This is a genomic window from Streptomyces sp. NBC_01463 (genome assembly GCA_036227345.1).
Classification (GTDB): Bacteria; Actinomycetota; Actinomycetes; order Streptomycetales; family Streptomycetaceae; genus Streptomyces.
Map to the genome: position 1 here is coordinate 5,069,480 of CP109468.1, position 15,470 is coordinate 5,084,949.

At 71.3% G+C, this 15,470-nt stretch carries 15 protein-coding genes; 12 read left to right on the forward strand and 3 right to left on the reverse strand.

The window, feature by feature from the left end; all coding sequences use genetic code 11:
* Nucleotides 1-20: 20 nt before the first annotated feature.
* The 7 genes from OG521_22455 to OG521_22485 all read left to right on the forward strand — a co-directional run bounded on the left by OG521_22455 (nt 21) and on the right by OG521_22485 (nt 6,188).
* Nucleotides 21-1,226: an MFS transporter gene (locus OG521_22455; GenBank protein WUW23390.1), complete on the forward strand. Its 1,206-nt coding sequence runs from the start codon at nt 21-23 to the stop codon at nt 1,224-1,226.
* Nucleotides 1,195-2,367: an acetoin utilization protein AcuC gene (locus tag OG521_22460; GenBank protein WUW23391.1), complete on the forward strand. Its 1,173-nt coding sequence runs from the start codon at nt 1,195-1,197 to the stop codon at nt 2,365-2,367. Before OG521_22455 ends, OG521_22460 begins: the two co-directional genes overlap by 32 nt.
* 94 nt (nt 2,368-2,461) lie before the next feature.
* Complete coding sequence (locus tag OG521_22465; protein ID WUW23392.1) at nt 2,462-3,277, forward strand: phosphatase; 816 nt, start codon at nt 2,462-2,464, stop codon at nt 3,275-3,277.
* A gap of 128 nt (nt 3,278-3,405) precedes the next feature.
* Nucleotides 3,406-3,618, forward strand: a complete 213-nt coding sequence (locus OG521_22470; GenBank protein WUW23393.1) for a helix-turn-helix domain-containing protein — start codon at nt 3,406-3,408, stop codon at nt 3,616-3,618.
* A 110-nt stretch (nt 3,619-3,728) separates the two neighbouring features.
* Nucleotides 3,729-3,827 (forward strand): AURKAIP1/COX24 domain-containing protein, encoded by a 99-nt coding sequence (locus OG521_22475; protein WUW23394.1) that lies wholly within the window; start codon nt 3,729-3,731, stop codon nt 3,825-3,827.
* Between the two features lie 219 nt (nt 3,828-4,046).
* Nucleotides 4,047-5,144: an NAD-dependent epimerase/dehydratase family protein gene (locus tag OG521_22480; protein ID WUW23395.1), complete on the forward strand. Its 1,098-nt coding sequence runs from the start codon at nt 4,047-4,049 to the stop codon at nt 5,142-5,144.
* A gap of 15 nt (nt 5,145-5,159) precedes the next feature.
* Nucleotides 5,160-6,188, forward strand: a complete 1,029-nt coding sequence (locus OG521_22485; GenBank protein ID WUW23396.1) for an acyltransferase family protein — start codon at nt 5,160-5,162, stop codon at nt 6,186-6,188.
* 74 nt (nt 6,189-6,262) lie between these two features.
* Here OG521_22485 and OG521_22490 read toward each other — a convergent pair whose 3' ends face one another.
* The 3 genes from OG521_22490 to OG521_22500 form a co-directional block, all read right to left on the reverse strand.
* Nucleotides 6,263-7,462 carry a DUF5667 domain-containing protein gene (locus OG521_22490; protein WUW23397.1) on the reverse strand — a complete coding sequence of 400 codons (1,200 nt, stop codon included), beginning with the start codon at nt 7,460-7,462 and terminating at the stop codon, nt 6,263-6,265.
* Nucleotides 7,463-7,687: 225 nt separating this feature from the next.
* Nucleotides 7,688-8,464, reverse strand: a complete 777-nt coding sequence (locus tag OG521_22495; GenBank protein ID WUW23398.1) for a sigma-70 family RNA polymerase sigma factor — start codon at nt 8,462-8,464, stop codon at nt 7,688-7,690.
* A 365-nt stretch (nt 8,465-8,829) separates the two neighbouring features.
* Entirely contained in the window at nt 8,830-9,780 is a 951-nt protein-coding gene (locus tag OG521_22500) for an HAD-IB family hydrolase (protein WUW23399.1), read from the reverse strand.
* A 148-nt stretch (nt 9,781-9,928) separates the two neighbouring features.
* Between OG521_22500 and OG521_22505 the strand changes: the two genes are divergently transcribed.
* The 5 genes from OG521_22505 to OG521_22525 all read left to right on the forward strand — a co-directional run bounded on the left by OG521_22505 (nt 9,929) and on the right by OG521_22525 (nt 15,399).
* Nucleotides 9,929-10,204, forward strand: a complete 276-nt coding sequence (locus tag OG521_22505) for a glutaredoxin family protein (protein ID WUW23400.1) — start codon at nt 9,929-9,931, stop codon at nt 10,202-10,204.
* Between the two features lie 272 nt (nt 10,205-10,476).
* Nucleotides 10,477-11,244 carry a redox-sensing transcriptional repressor Rex gene (locus OG521_22510; protein WUW23401.1) on the forward strand — a complete coding sequence of 256 codons (768 nt, stop codon included), beginning with the start codon at nt 10,477-10,479 and terminating at the stop codon, nt 11,242-11,244.
* Nucleotides 11,241-12,752, forward strand: a complete 1,512-nt coding sequence (locus OG521_22515; GenBank protein ID WUW23402.1) for a glutamyl-tRNA reductase — start codon at nt 11,241-11,243, stop codon at nt 12,750-12,752. The genes OG521_22510 and OG521_22515 overlap by 4 nt, the downstream gene beginning before the upstream one ends.
* Nucleotides 12,749-13,735: a hydroxymethylbilane synthase gene (gene hemC / locus OG521_22520; GenBank protein WUW23403.1), complete on the forward strand. Its 987-nt coding sequence runs from the start codon at nt 12,749-12,751 to the stop codon at nt 13,733-13,735. The genes OG521_22515 and hemC overlap by 4 nt, the downstream gene beginning before the upstream one ends.
* Nucleotides 13,732-15,399, forward strand: a complete 1,668-nt coding sequence (locus OG521_22525; protein ID WUW23404.1) for a bifunctional uroporphyrinogen-III C-methyltransferase/uroporphyrinogen-III synthase — start codon at nt 13,732-13,734, stop codon at nt 15,397-15,399. Before hemC ends, OG521_22525 begins: the two co-directional genes overlap by 4 nt.
* The last annotated feature ends 71 nt before the right edge of the window (nt 15,400-15,470 follow it).

The window sequence follows — 15,470 nt, forward strand, 5'->3', positions numbered from 1 at the left end:
CTGGCCCTACGCTCGCGCCCATGACAGATGCACGTTTGCGGCACGGCAGAGCCTCCCTTGCGTTGAGCTTCTTCGTGCAAGGCGTCACGTTCGCTCTCCTCGTGACGCGGATCCCCGCCATTCAGGACCGGTACGGGATATCCGACGGCCTGCTGCCCGTGTTCCTCGCCGCGGTGCCGATCCTGGCCGGTGTGGGCAGCGTGGTCACCGAAAAGGTGGTCGCGAGGGTGCGGCCCAGGGTGGTCCTGCGGTGGGCGCAGCCGCTTGTGCTGCTGGCGCTGCTCGGTGTCGGTGCCGGGAGCGAGGTGTGGGAGGCGGCCCTGGCGCTCGGTGTGTTCGGGCTGTCCGTCGGTGCGCTGGACGCCTCCATGAACATGATGGGGGTCAGCCTCCAGCGGGCGTACGGGCGTTCCATCATGCTGGGCTTCCACGCCGCGTACAGCCTGGGCGGGATCGCCGGGGCGTCCATGGCGTGGGCCGGGGCGCACTGGGATCTGTCGCTGCTGGTCTCGTACCTTCCGGCGGTCGTGGTGCTGCTGCCCGTCGCGTTCATCGGGAGCCGGTGGTACGTCGAGGGGAAGCAGGACGAGGAGCTGGGGAGCGGGGAGGAGCGGGGGAAGGCCGGGGCGGTGTCCTTCCGGCTGCTGATGCCGCTCTGTCTGGTGATGTGCTTCGCGTACATCGGGGACTCGACGGTCTCCAACTGGAGCGCGAAGTACCTGCAGGACGTGCTGGGGAGCTCGGAGCAGCTCTCTACCGTCCCGTACAACGTCTACATGGTGACGACGCTGCTGGGGCGGGCCGTCGGGGACCTCGGGGTGCGGCGGTTCGGGGCCGTGGCCGTGGTGCGGGGCGGGAGCGTGCTGGCCGCCGCCGGGTTCGGTGTGGTGGCCGTGGCCGGTGGTGCCTGGGTGGGGATGCTCGGGTTCACCATGCTGGGGCTCGGGCTCTGTGTGATCGTGCCGCAGACCTTCGCGGCCGCCGGGCGGATGTTCCCCGGGGCGAGCGACACCGCGATCGCCCGGCTGAACATCTTCAACTACGTGGGTTTCCTGGTCGGCTCGCCCCTGGTGGGGGCGCTCGGCGACGCGTGGAGCTACCGGGGCGCGATGCTCGTGCCCATGGTGCTGGTGCTCGCGACGCTCGTGTACGCCAAGTCGTTCGGCGCGGAGCCCGCCCGATACGGTGGCGGGCATGAGCGGCCGCGCACAGTTGATGTGGGATGACGCAGTAACGGGTTACGACTTCGGGGACAGTCATCCGATGGACCCGGTCAGGCTTGCCCTGACGATGGGGCTGGTGCGGGCGTTCGGGCTCGACCGGGCGGTGGACGTGGTCGCGGCCAAGGCGGCCGGGGACTCGACGCTGCGGCTCGTGCACCGCTCGGACTACGTGGCGGCGGTGCGGGCCGCGTCCGCCGATCCGCGGTCCGCGGACCAGGGCTACGGGATCGGGACGACGGACGATCCGGCGTTCGCCGGGATGCACGAGGTGTCGGCGCTGATCGCCGGGCAGTCGGTGGCGGCGGCCGAGGCGGTGTGGCGGGGCGAGACCGGGCACGCCGTGAACTTCACCGGCGGGCTCCATCACGCGATGCCCGGCGCCGCGGCCGGCTTCTGCATCTACAACGACCCGGCGCTCGCCATCGCGCGGCTGTTGGAGCTCGGTGCGGAGCGGGTCGCGTACGTCGATGTGGACGTGCACCACGGGGACGGGGTGCAGACGGCGTTCTGGGAGGACCCGCGGGTCCTGACGATCTCGATGCACGAGCATCCGCGGACGTTGTTCCCGCAGACCGGGTGGCCGGAGGAGACCGGCGCCGGGGCGGGGGAGGGCGGTGCGGTGAACGTGGCGCTGCCGGCCGGGACGGGGGACGCCGGGTGGCTGCGGGCGTTCCACGCCGTGGTGCCGGAGCTGCTGGCGGACTTCCGGCCGCAGGTGCTGGTGACGCAGCACGGGGCCGATACGCACTTCGAGGACCCGCTGGCCCATCTCGCGGTGTCGCTGGACGCGCAGCGGGCCGTGATGGCGGCCTGCCACGACCTGGCTCATGAGTACGCGGACGGCGGGCGGTGGGTGGCGCTCGGCGGGGGCGGTTATGCCGTGGTGGATGTGGTGCCGCGGTCCTGGACGCATCTGGTGGGGATCGCCGCGCACGCGCCCGTGGACCCGGAGTCGGTGATCCCGTCGTCGTGGCGGGACGAGGTCTACGCCCGGACCCGGCAGCTGGGGCCGGCCCGGATGACGGACGGGCGCACCCCGTCGTGGAAGGCGTGGGAGGACGGTTACGACCCGGCGGACCGGCTGGACCAGGCGGTGCTGGCGACCCGGCGGGCGGCGTTCCCGCTGCGGGGGCTGCTGACCTGAGGGCCGGGCCGCCGGGACGCACGGGTTACGCCAACTGTGGGGCGTAACGCGGGTTTTGGCCCAGGGGCGGCGTCGGTGGGGCAGCATCGGCAGGGTGTTGAGCACCGGAGCGCTGCGTGCGCATCTGCTGGCGGCCCGGCTTGCCGGGTCCGTCGCCACCCCGCGGGAGACGAGTCTGCGGAGTTATCGGCTCTTCGCGGCCAGGGATCCGCGGGTGACGCTGGGCCTCGACCCCGAACGGGGCTGGGGGGAACGGGAGCTGCTGCGGCTGATGGCCGACAGGTGCGGGGTCTCGGACGATCCCGCGCATGTCTCGGGTCCCGACGTGATCGATCCGGAGCGGACGCTGGCGGGGCTCGACGCCTTCGCCGGGCGGTTGTCGGACGCGGCGGCCCGGCGGGCGCCGGTGCTGTTCGGGACGGGACATCCGCACCGGTTGCTCGGTTTCTACGCAGCGCTGGCAGACGCCTTGTCGGCGGCGGGGTGCACCGTACTCACCCCGGCGCAGGGGCGATGTATCGACATAACGACCCGGTTCGGCGTACGCACGTACAACCTCGACTACGTACGGGGAGTCGCGCTGGTGCGCGAACCCGGCGTGCGGGTGCCCGGTGGTGGTACCGGCGCACACTCCCACTCACCCCTGCCGGTCAGGGTGGCTCTGGAGGCCGCGGCGGACTCCCGGGGGCCGCTGCCGGAACTGGTCGTGGGAGACCATGGCTGGGTCTGCGGGGCAGGTCAGCTGGGTATCGAGGCGATCGGCCTGGCCGATACGGACGATCCTGCGCTGTTCGTCGGTGAGGCGGAGGGCCGGGTGGCGGTCGCCGTTCCGCTCGACGATGCCGTGCGGTCCGCGTACTACCTGCCGCTCACGCGCTATGTACTCAATCGGGCGTGTCTGTCACAGTAGGCGGCCGATCGTCTCTCCTCTTCCCCACTCGCATCACCCGCCCCTAATCTGGGGAGTGAGCGCACAACGACGAAGAGTCACCGGAGGGGAAGCCGGTGCGCGTCCGGTGCGGAAGGTACAGGTGGGTCATGGCTGCTGACAGCGAGAGGCCTCTCAACGAGGTCAAGTTTCTGACCGTGGCGGAAGTCGCCTCGGTCATGCGAGTGTCGAAGATGACCGTGTACCGCTTGGTGCACAGTGGTCATCTGCCGGCGATCCGGGTGGGCAGGTCCTTCCGGGTGCCGGAGCAAGCGGTTCACGAGTATCTCCGCGAGTCGTTCGTGGGGGTGGGGACGGCCTGACGTTCCCCTCGGATTACGCCCCTCACCCGGTGGCGGGTAGGCTAGGCCGACGTAGGTCGTGTGGGCCCAGACGCCCCGCACCAGTGAAGAAGAAGTGAGCGAGGGTAGTCGTGGGCTCTGTTATCAAGAAGCGGCGTAAGCGGATGGCCAAGAAGAAGCACCGCAAGCTGCTCAAGCGCACGCGCGTTCAGCGTCGCAACAAGAAGTAAGCGAACGCAGTTCGTGAAATCCGCAGCCCTTTCGCCGACACGGCGGGAGGGCTGCGGTGCTGTCCGGACCCTGCGGACATTCGGGCCACGACGCGGGAGAAGAGCGCCGCGCAGTCATCACAGGGCAACATCGAACCGCTACGGTGACGACCGGGGGAAACGGCTCCGCGCAGGAGTCCCCCCACTCACTTCACGGGAGACCGACGGAAGGCGCTGATCTTGGGGAAGGTCGTGCTCGTCACGGGAGCGGCCCGGCAGCTGGGCGGCCGCTTCGTGCGGCGCATCCAGCGTGATCCGGACGTGGACCGGGTGATCGCGGTCGACGCGGTCGCGCCCGGGCATCAGCTGGGCGACGCCGTCTTCGTCCGCGCGGACATCCGCCAGCCCGCCATCGCCCGGGTCCTCGCCGAGCACTCCGTCGACACGGTCGTCCACCTGGACGTCAGCGCCAAGGCGCTCGGGCCGCAGGGGCGTACCGCGGTCAAGGAGACCAACGTCATCGGCACCATGCAGCTGCTCGGTGCCTGCCAGAAGGCGCCGTCCGTGCGGCGGATGGTCGTGAAGTCCAGCACGGGTGTGTACGGCTCCGCGCCGCGCGACCCGGCGGTCTTCCACGAGACCACCGCGCCCAGGGCCCTGCCCGGCGGGGGTTTCGCGAAGGACGCGGTGGAGGTCGAGGGGTACGTACGGGGCTTCGCGCGCCGGCGGCCCGACGTGGCCGTGTGCGTGCTGAGGTTCGCGAACATCCTGGGTCCGGACCCGGACTCGCCGCTCGCCGACTATCTGTCGCTGCCGGTCCTGCCGACGGTGTTCGGGTACGACCCGAGGCTCCAGTTCGTCCACGAGGACGACGTCGTCGACGTCCTCGGCATCGCCGCGGGTGAACCGCGGCGCGGGACGCTGAACAGCGGGACGTTCAACATCGCGGGGGACGGGGTGCTGCTGCTGTCGCAGTGCTCGCGGCGGCTGGGGCGGCCGACGATGCCGCTGCTGCTACCCGCGGTCACCTGGGTCGGCCAGGCGCTGCGTACCGTCGGCATGACGGACTTCTCGCCGGAACAGATCCGGCTGCTCACCCATGGCAGGGTGGTCTCCACGGTCCAGATGCGCGAGACGCTCGGCTTCCGGCCGCGGTTCTCCACGGCGGAGACGTTCGCCGAGTTCGCGCGCAGCCGCGGGCCGGGGCTGCTGCCGCCCGAGGCGGTGGGCCGGGCCGTCGACCGGCTGGCCGCGATGCCGTTCGCCGGCGGGACCGGCGGGGCCCCGCAGATCACCGGGTCCGACGGCGACACCCACCCGACCCCGAGCGCCAGGTAGAGGAGCGCACCGACGATGGCGGATGCCAAGGTCATTCCGTTCGACGACGACCGTTCGCGGTCGGGGGGTCTGCCGCGCGCTGCGCGCCGGCGGCCCTCGGGACGCGGCACAGGGTCCGTCAGCGCCCTTCCGGGGCAGCTGGAGGCCGCTCTGTCGCCCGAGGAGCCGGAGGAGGCCGTGGTGGCCCCTGAGGACGCGGCAGGCGGCGGCTGGGACCGGCGGATCGCGGGCGGGCTCGCGTTCCTGCGCCGGCGGGTCACGGGCGACTACGACGTCGACGAGTTCGGCTACGACAAGGAACTCACCGACCAGGTCCTGATGTCGGTGCTGCGGCCGGTGTACGAGAAGTACTTCCGGGTCGAGGTGAAGGGCATCGAGAACATTCCGTCGGACGGCGGGGCGCTCATCGTGTCCAACCACTCGGGGACGCTGCCGCTGGACGGGCTGATGCTCCAGGTCGCCGTGCACGACAACCATCCGGCCGACCGGCATCTGCGGCTGCTCGCCGCCGACCTGGTCTTCATGCTGCCGGTCGTCAACGAGCTGGCCCGCAAGGCGGGGCACACGCTGGCGTGCGCGGAGGACGCGGAGCGGCTGCTGCGGCAGGGCGAGGTCGTCGGGGTGATGCCGGAGGGCTTCAAGGGCATCGGGAAGCCGTTCGGCGAGCGGTACAAGCTGCAGCGCTTCGGACGGGGCGGTTTCGTGTCGACGGCGCTGCGGGCCGGGGTGCCGATCGTGCCGTGCTCGATCGTGGGGGCGGAGGAGATCTACCCGATGATCGGCAACTCCAGGACGCTCGCGCGGCTGTTGGGCACGCCGTACTTCCCGATCACGCCGACGTTCCCGTGGCTGGGGCCGCTGGGGGCGGTGCCGTTGCCGACGAAGTGGACGATCCAGTTCGGTGAGCCGATTCAGACGGACGGATATCCGCTGGAGGCGGCGGAGGATCCGATGCTGATGTTCAACCTGACGGATCAGGTGCGGGAGCAGATCCAGCACACGCTGTACAAGCTGCTGGTGCAGCGGAGGTCGGTGTTCTTCTGAGGTACGCCCGGATTCGGGCGCGGGGGTGACCTCGTTCGCCGGACGGGCTCGATCGGCCCGTCCGGCGACGTGGGTCAGTTCCGGTCGTCCTGGGCGTCGATGCCGAGTCCGCCGATCAGGCCGGGGATCAGCGGCGGCAGGGTGACGTCCGGCGACGGGGTGGTGCTCGGTGTCTCCTTCGACGGGCTGGTGGCGCTCGGCGAGGGAGGGTCGAGGAGACCGTCCGTGCCGCCCGCGATCAGGCCGTCCGCCGGGGTGCTGCCGGAGTCCGACGGTGTCGGGGAGGTGTCCTTGCCCTTGCTGCTCTCGTGCGTCCGGCCGGGGGACGAGGGCGACGAGGGGGTGTCGGTACGGGCCGAGGGGTCCGTGCCGGTGCCGGGGGCGCCGGAATCCTGGGCCGCGCCGCTCGTCTCCGGGGCGCGCGGCAGCAGGGACTGCAGCGGCGCGACCTCTTCGTCTATGGCCGCGAAGACCGAGCTCACCTGGTTGCCGACGTCGGTCAGCTGTACGGGGAGGCGGTCGCGGAGGCTGCTCCAGCTGTCGCGGTGGGAGCGGGAGAAGGAGTCCAGGGTCTGGATCGGGCCGATCGTGCCGTCCCGTTCGTAGGCGGCGTGGAGGAGGCGGTGGCCCTCGGTGGCGTCGTGGGTCATGCCGTTGAGCGTGCGTCTGATCTCGCCGAGCTGCTCGTGGTCCAGGTCGCCGGAGCGGGCGCGCTCCATCAGCCTGCGGGCCTCGCTGAGCCGGGTCGATGCCTGGTCCAGATAGACCTCGCCGCGGTCCGTGTCGCTGCCGGCGAGGCCCCGGTGGATGTCCTCCATGCCGCGCTTCAGCCCGTAGAGCGAGTCACCGGGGAGGGCGTCGGAGCTGGCGGCGGCCACGCCGCCGAAGGCTCCCGCGGCCACACCGACGGTGAGCCCGCCGGCTGCGAGGCCCTTCGTCCAGCGCGATCTGGGGCGCAGTCTGCGGAGTGGGGAGGCCCGGTGGGCCCCCTTGCCCCGTTGTTCGGGAACCGTGGGGTCCGCGGACGCGCCCCCCGCGGCGAACATGGCCTCCATGGCGGCGACGAGCTGGGCTCGCTGCACCACTTTGACCTCGGGATCCAACTCCGGCTTCGGTAGTTCACCGAGGCCGTTCGCCAGGGCCAACAGCGGTCCGGGGGCGGCCTGGTCGGCCGGGTCCTCGGGCTGTACGGCCGCCGCACCGCGGAGCGACTGCTCCTCCAGGGCCTGGGCGAAGGCGTTCGCCCGCCGGTGTGCCGAAACGTTTGCGATCACTGGCGGCACCTCCTCTCGTCATGACGGTCGACTCCCCTGAGGGTCCGGAAGGTTGCACGCCTTGAGCGCTTCCACACATATGAGTGAGTGTCTGCGGACATGGCGTGACGACAGGGGGCCTGCAACCGGCACAACGAGCAGCGCGGCACTTGGGTTACGCACGAAAGATGATCGGACCAGTGCGTGATGAACATATCGCCGAGAGTGATTCGGCCCGGGGTGCGGTCAGCGGGCATCGTCCGGAAGGAGCCGGGCGAGGGTGCGGACGGCGCGGTACTGCAGGGTCTTGATCGCGCCCTCGTTCTTGCCCATCACCCGGGCGGTCTCGGCGACCGAGAGGCCCTGCAGGAAGCGCAGGGTCACGCACTCCTGCTGCTGGGGGTTGAGTCGGCGCACGGCTTGCAGCAGTGCGGCATTGGAGAGGGACTCCAGGACGGAGTCCTCGGGGCTGCGCTCGACCTCGTTGGCGTCGAGCATTTCGCCGGTGGTCACTTCCAGTCGGAAACGACTGGACTTGAAGTGGTCGGCGACCAGGTTGCGAGCGATGGTGACCAGCCAGGCGCCGAAGTCGCGGCCCTGCCAGGTGAAGGTGGAGATGCGCCGCAGGGCGCGCAGGAAGGTCTCACTCGTGAGGTCCTCCGCTGTCGCCTTGCCGCCCACCCGGTAGTAGATGTAGCGGTACACGGTGTCGCTGTACTGGTCGTATAGGCGGCCGAAGGCGTCAGCCTCACCGGCCTGTGCGCGCTCGACGAGATCCATCATGCGCGCGCTGTCGCTGTCGGCGGTCGGCCGACGAACGGTGGACGTGGTCGTTGCGCCGCGGTTGCTGCGTCTTCCGACCGCCGCACCGCGTTCGGCCAGGGCGTAGCAGGGGCCGGCAGGTGCAGGGGTGGCAAAGGCGGGTACGGCGTACGCGGTGGGGACGAAGCCGCGCAAGCGGTCGGCGACCGTTGCGCGCAGCGTAGCCAGGCCCGAGGCGTCAACCCCGACGTGTGGGTACACGGGACTCCCAGAGGCAGAGCTTCCATCACGTGCAGTGCGAAACCGTCACTCGTCGTAGTGAGCAGCGGGTTCCGGAATGCGTCTGAGGAGAATAACGCTTCGTACAGGCAGTGCTACACCCAGTTGCTCAAATCATCGATTACGTCGCTTCTGTAGCGACTACGCGACGCATCAAGTAGCACATCGTGACCGGTTATTGATCGAATTACTTCGGGATCTGCCTGCGGGGGCGACAGGTTGTGGTCGGGTGGGGGTAATCCGACTGGCCGGAGCGGTCACCGGTCCGGGGTCCCGTTTGGCGGCAGGGGGCCGGGCGTGGCCCGGCCCCGGCGGACCGCCCGCGGGGCGGGCCGTCCGGCGGTGTGTCAGCGGCGGCGGCGGTGCAGGGCGACGGCCGCGGCGGTGCCGCCGGCCAGGGCGCCCACGCCGGCGGCGGCCGGGATGCCGACCTTGGCCGCCTTGCGGCCGGTCCGGTAGTCGCGCAGCCGCCAGTCCCGGGCGCGGGCGTGCTTGCGGAGCTTGGTGTCCGGGTTGATCGCGTACGGGTGTCCGACCAGGGACAGCATCGGGATGTCGTTGTGCGAGTCGCTGTACGCCGCGCAGCGTGACAGGTCCAGGCCCTCGGCCGCGGCCAGGGCGCGTACCGCCTCGGCCTTCGCGGGGCCGTGCAGCGGTTCGCCGACCAGGCGTCCGGTGTAGACGCCGTCGACCGATTCGGCGACGGTGCCCAGCGCGCCGGTCAGGCCGAGCCGGCGGGCGATGATCGTGGCGGTCTCCACCGGGGCGGCGGTGACCAGCCAGACCTTCTGGCCGGCGTCGAGGTGGGCCTGGGCGAGCGCGCGGGTGCCCGGCCAGATGCGGTCGGCCATGTACTCGTCGTAGATCTCCTCGCCGATCGACATCAGTTCGGAGACGCGGTGGCCCTTGACGATGGACAGGGCGCTGTCGCGGGCGTCCTGCATGTGTTCGGGGTCCTCGACGCCGGCCAGCCTGAACCAGGCCTGCTGCCAGGCGAACCGGGTGAGTTCGCGGCGCTCGAAGAACTTCCGTTTGTACAGCCCGCGGCCGAAGTGGAAGATCGCCGCGCCCTGCATGACGGTGTTGTCGAGGTCGAAGAAGGCGGCGGCCCGGTCGTCGCCGACGACGGGGAACTCGGGTTCCTCCGGTGCGCCGGAGGCGGCGGCGTCCTCGGTGCCGGCGGACTGCTCGGCGTCGAGCGAGGACTTGCGTGCTGCCTCCGCCGCCGCTTCGCCTGCCAGCACGCTCCGTGCTGTCGCGGAGCGCCTACGGGGTGTGAGCCATCCAAGAGCGGCCATGCGGTGAGCATAACCAGTCGGTCCGCTCCTTCCGGACCTGCGGGGATGCGGCGGCGTGAACTCTCGGAGGCCGACGTGTTAAACGGGCGAATGCGGGCGTATCGGATCAAGGCCGGATGAGGTCCGCGGGCGGCGCAGAATAAGAGGCATGAGTGCCCTGCTGCGTCGTACGAAGAAGAAGCCCGCCGACCGCGTGGTGACCCTGGTCGGGAAGCCGGGGTGTCACCTCTGCGACGACGCCAGGGCGGTGGTGCGGGCGGTCTGCGAGGAGACCGGGGCGTCCTGGGAGGAGAAGGACATCACCCGGGACGAGGAGTTGTACAAGGAGTACTGGGAGCAGATCCCCGTGGTGCTCGTAGATAACGAACAGCACACGTTCTGGCGCGTGGACCCGGCAAGACTGCGCAGCGCGCTGCTTTCCTGAGTGAAACCCGGTTACCATCGTGGGCGTTTTGAGTGGTCTCGGGGGCGTGGCTGTGAGGAGTGTGTACCGCTTTGCCCCCTTCGGGCCTGCAACGGGCTGATGCGATCCATGGTTCCTGGATCGCGCGACGGATGCGCGTGACCCCGGTCACTTTGACCGGACAAAACGGACACTATCTTTGTGCACGCGTTCACAAAGACATAGCCTGCATTCGACGGGGCGGTCTTGGGACATACGGCCGCCTGCAGCCCCGCTCATCCCGCAGGAGCACCGTGGCAACTGGCCGAAATCACCGACCGGCGACCCGTAGCCGAGGAATTCCCGAGGCCACCGTCGCCCGACTTCCGCTGTATCTCCGCGCGCTGACCGCGCTCTCCGAGCGTTCGGTCCCCACGGTCTCCTCCGAGGAGCTCGCCGCGGCGGCGGGGGTCAACTCCGCGAAGCTGCGCAAGGACTTCAGCTATCTCGGTTCGTACGGGACGCGCGGCGTCGGCTACGACGTCGAGTATCTCGTCTACCAGATCTCGCGCGAACTCGGCCTGACCCAGGACTGGCCGGTCGCCATCGTCGGCATCGGTAACCTCGGCGCCGCGCTCGCCAACTACGGCGGTTTCGCCTCCCGTGGTTTCCGGGTCGCCGCGCTGATCGACGCCGACCCCGCGATGGCCGGCACGCCCGTCGCCGGGATCCCCGTCCAGCACGCCGACGACCTGGACCGCATCATCAGCGAGAACGGCGTCTCGATCGGTGTGATCACCACGCCGCCCGGTGCCGCCCAGCAGGTCTGCGACCGGCTCGTGGCCGCCGGGGTCACCTCCATCCTGAACTTCGCCCCGACCGTGCTCTCGGTGCCCGACGGCGTCGACGTGCGCAAGGTCGACCTCTCCATCGAGCTGCAGATCCTCGCCTTCCACGAGCAGCGCAAGGCCGGCGAGGAGGCCGCCGACGGCGGTCCCGACCCGGCCGCGCCGCCCGTGCGCGCCACGACCAGCAGCCGGAAGGGACCCGACGGGGACATGCCCGCCGTGATGCCGGCATGAGTCTTCTCGTCGTAGGGCTGAGCCACCGCAGCGCCCCCGTCTCCGTGCTGGAGCGGGCCGCGCTGGCCGCCGACAGCCAGGCCAAGCTGCTCCAGGACACCCTCGCCGCGGAGCCCGCCGTCGAGGCGGCCGTCCTCGCCACCTGCAACCGCATCGAGCTGTACGCCGACGTGGACAAGTTCCACGCGGGCGTCGCCGAGCTGTCCACCCTGCTCGCCCAGCACAGCGGGGTCGGGCTGGACGAGCTGACTCCGTATCTCTATGTGCACTACGAGGACCGGGCCGTCCACCACCTCTTCTCGGTGGCCTGCGGGCTGGACTCGATGGTCGTGGGCGAGGGCCAGATCCTCGGCCAGATCAAGGACGCGCTGGCGCTGGGGCAGGAGCTCCACACCGCCGGCCGGCTGCTGAACGACCTGTTCCAGCAGGCCCTGCGGGTCGGCAAGCGCGCCCACAGCGAGACCGGGATCGACCGGGCCGGGCAGTCGCTCGTCACCTTCGGCCTGGAGCAGCTCGCGGACGGCGGCGACACCGGAGCCTGGGCGAAGGGCAAGCGCGCCCTGGTGATCGGCGCCGGCTCGATGTCCTCGCTGGCCGCCGCGACCCTGGCCCGAACCGGCGTCTCCGAGATCGTCGTCGCCAACCGCACCCGCGCCCGCGCCGACCGCCTGGTCGAGATCCTGGGCCAGGCCGGCGGTACGGGGGTGGCCGCCCACGCCGTGGAGATGGCCGCGGTCTCCGACGAACTGACACGTGCCGATGTCGTGGTCTCCTGCACCGGCGCGACCGGCATCGTGCTGAGCGCCGAGGCCGTCGCCGGGGCGCTCGGGCTGGACTTCGACGCCACGGACGCCGCGGCCGAGGCGCCCGTCGCGCCCGTGCCGGCGCCGTCCGCCGAGCCGGACCAGCAGCACGCCGCCTGGGTGGAGAACGGTTCCGCCACCGCGATCGCGCAGGCCAGGGCGGTGCGCCGGGTCACCGTGCCCGCCCAGTCCACCGGCCCCGTCCGCCTCGCCCTGCTGGACCTCGCCATGCCGCGCGACATCGACGGCGGCGCCGCCCGCCTCGACGGTGTGCGCCTCGTCGACATCGAGTCGCTCGCCGAGGCGTCCGCGGACGCCCCGATGGCCGCCGATGTGGACCAGGTGCGCACCATCGTCGCCGACGAGGTCGCCGCCTTCGGTGCCGCCCAGCGCGCCGCCCACATCACTCCCACCGTCGTCGCCCTGCGCACGATGGCCGCCGGAGTGGTCGCGGGCGAGATCGCACGGCTGGACGGACGCCTCCCCGACCTGGACGAGAAGCAGCGCGCCGAGATCTCGCAGACCGTGCGCCGCGTCGTCGACAAGCTCCTGCACGCGCCCACCGTGCGGGTCAAGCAGCTCGCCAGCGAGCCCGGCGGCGCCGGGTACGCAGACGCACTGCGGGAACTCTTCGACCTCGACCCGCAGACGGTCGCCGCCGTCTCCCGGGCAGACCTGAACGACCCGAATCGAGGGCGGTCATGACCGACAACTCACCCCCGGGCGCGGGGGCCAGCCAGCCGCTGAGGCTGGGGACCCGGCGCAGCAAGCTGGCGATGGCGCAGTCCGGCCTGGTGGCCGACGCGGTCAGCGAGGTGACCGGGCGGGCCGTCGAGCTCGTCGAGATCACCACGTACGGGGACACCTCCAAGGAGCACCTCACGCAGATCGGCGGGACCGGCGTGTTCGTCGCCGCGCTGCGCGAGGCGCTGCTGCGCGGCGAGGTGGACTTCGCCGTCCACTCGCTGAAGGACCTGCCGACCGCCCAGCCCGAGGGCCTCGTGCTGGCCGCGGTGCCGGTGCGCGAGGACCCGCGCGACGCACTGGTGGCGCGCGACGGACTGACCTTCGAGCAGCTGCCGCCCGGCGCCCGCATCGGCACCGGATCGCCGCGCCGCATGGCGCAGCTCAACGCGTACGCCCGGAGCCACGGCCTCGACATAGAGACCGTGCCGATCCGCGGCAACGTCGATACGCGTATCGGATTCGTACGAAGCGGTGAACTGGACGCGGTGGTACTCGCCGCGGCCGGACTCAGCCGCCTCGGACGGAGCGGTGAGGTGACCGACTTCCTGTCGGTCGACACCGTTCTGCCCGCTCCCGGCCAGGGAGCACTGGCGATCGAATGCGCTGCAACCAGCGCGGACCTCGCCGCCGCGCTCGCCGAGCTCGACGACCCGTACACCCGGGCCGCCGTGACCGCCGAGCGTGCCCTGCTCGCCGCCCTGGAGGCCGGCTGCTCCGCACCCGTGGGTGCGCTGGCCGACCTCCTGGCCGACGGTCAGGCTGTCAACGAACTGCGCCTGCGCGGTGTCGTCGGTTCCACCGACGGTTCCTCGCTCGTGCAGCTGTCCACCACCGGTCCCGTTCCCACGTCGCACGACGACGCGGCGGCGCTCGGTCGCGAACTCGCGGCCGACATGCTTGCCAAGGGTGCGGCCGGTCTTATGGGGGAGCGAGCACTTTGAGCCCCACCGGCCCCGCCGCATCCGATTTTCCTGTCCTGTCCGCAGGGCACGTCACCTTCCTCGGCGCCGGTCCCGGCGACCCGGGACTGCTGACTCTGCGCGCCGTCGAGGCGCTTGCGAGCGCGGACGTTCTTGTCGCCGAGCCGGACGTTCTCGGCGTCGTTCGCTGCCATGCGCGGGCAGGCGTAAGCACGCCTGAGCTGACGGTTGTTGACGTGCAGTCAACAGCCGCCGGTGTTCCCGTTCTCAGGGATGCGGTCAATCTTGTCATGGAGGCCGCGAAGGGCGGCAGGCGGGTCGTCCGTGCCGTCTCCGGTGACCCCGGCCTGGACGGGAACGCGGGCGGCGAGATGCTGGCCTGCGCCGCCGCGGGCATTCCCTTCGAGGTCGTGCCGGGTGTCGCCAACGTCGTGGGCGTGCCCGCGTACGCCGGGGTGCCGCTGCGTGACGCGCAGGGCGCGGACGTCCGGTTCGTCGACGCCCGTACCGCCTCGGACCGCTGCTGGAGCGAGGTCGGCGCGAGCGATTCCACGTGCGTGATCTCGACGCGGCTCGACGCGGTGGCCGCGGCCGCCGGCGAGCTGGTCTCGGCGGGCCGCAAGCCCGACACCCCGCTGACGGTGACCGTCGCCGGCACGACGACGCGTCAGCGCACCTGGACGGCGACGCTCGGCACGATCGCCCAGGTCTTCAAGCAGGGCAAGATCCTGCCGTCCCCGGACGGGCACCAGCCCGTCATAGCCGTGGTCGGCGAGCGCAGCTCCGCCGCCCAGCGCGACCAGCTCGCGTGGTTCGAGTCCAAGCCGATGTTCGGCTGGAAGGTGCTCGTGCCGCGGACGAAGGAGCAGGCGGCGTCGCTCTCCGACCAGCTGCGTTCGTACGGCGCCGTGCCGCACGAGGTCCCGACGATCGCCGTCGAGCCGCCGCGTACGCCCCAGCAGATGGAGCGCGCGGTCAAGGGCCTGGTCACGGGCCGCTACGAGTGGATCGCGTTCACCTCGGTCAACGCGGTGAAGGCGGTCCGGGAGAAGTTCGAGGAGTACGGGCTGGACGCCCGTGCCTTCGCCGGGATCAAGGTCGCGGCCGTCGGCGAGCAGACCGCCGCCGCGCTCGTCGACTTCGGTGTGAAGCCGGATCTGGTGCCCTCGGGTGAGCAGTCCGCCGCGGGTCTGCTGGAGGACTGGCCGCCGTACGACCCGGTCTTCGACCCGATCGACCGGGTCTTCCTGCCGCGTGCCGACATCGCCACCGAGACGCTGGTGGCCGGTCTCATCGAGCTCGGCTGGGAGGTCGACGACGTCACCGCGTACCGCACGGTCCGCGCCTCGCCGCCGCCCGCCGACACGCGTGAGGCCATCAAGGGCGGCGGTTTCGACGCGGTGCTCTTCACCTCGTCCTCGACCGTGCGCAACCTGGTCGGCATCGCCGGCAAGCCGCACAACGTGACGGTCATCGCGTGTATCGGCCCGGCCACGGCGAAGACCGCCGAGGAGCACGGCCTGCGCGTCGACGTGCTGTCCCCGGAACCCTCGGTGCACAAGCTGGCCGAGGCCCTCGCCGAGTTCGGTGCGCAGCGCCGGGACGCGGCGAAGGAGGCCGGTGACCCGGTGACGCGGCCGAGCGAGCGCCGTCCGGGCGCGCGGCGGCGTCGTACGACGACCTGATCCGGCGTTTGCGGGTGACCTGTGCGGGGCCCGGCCGCTTCCTCGTGAAGCGGCCGGGCCCCGCCCCGTTT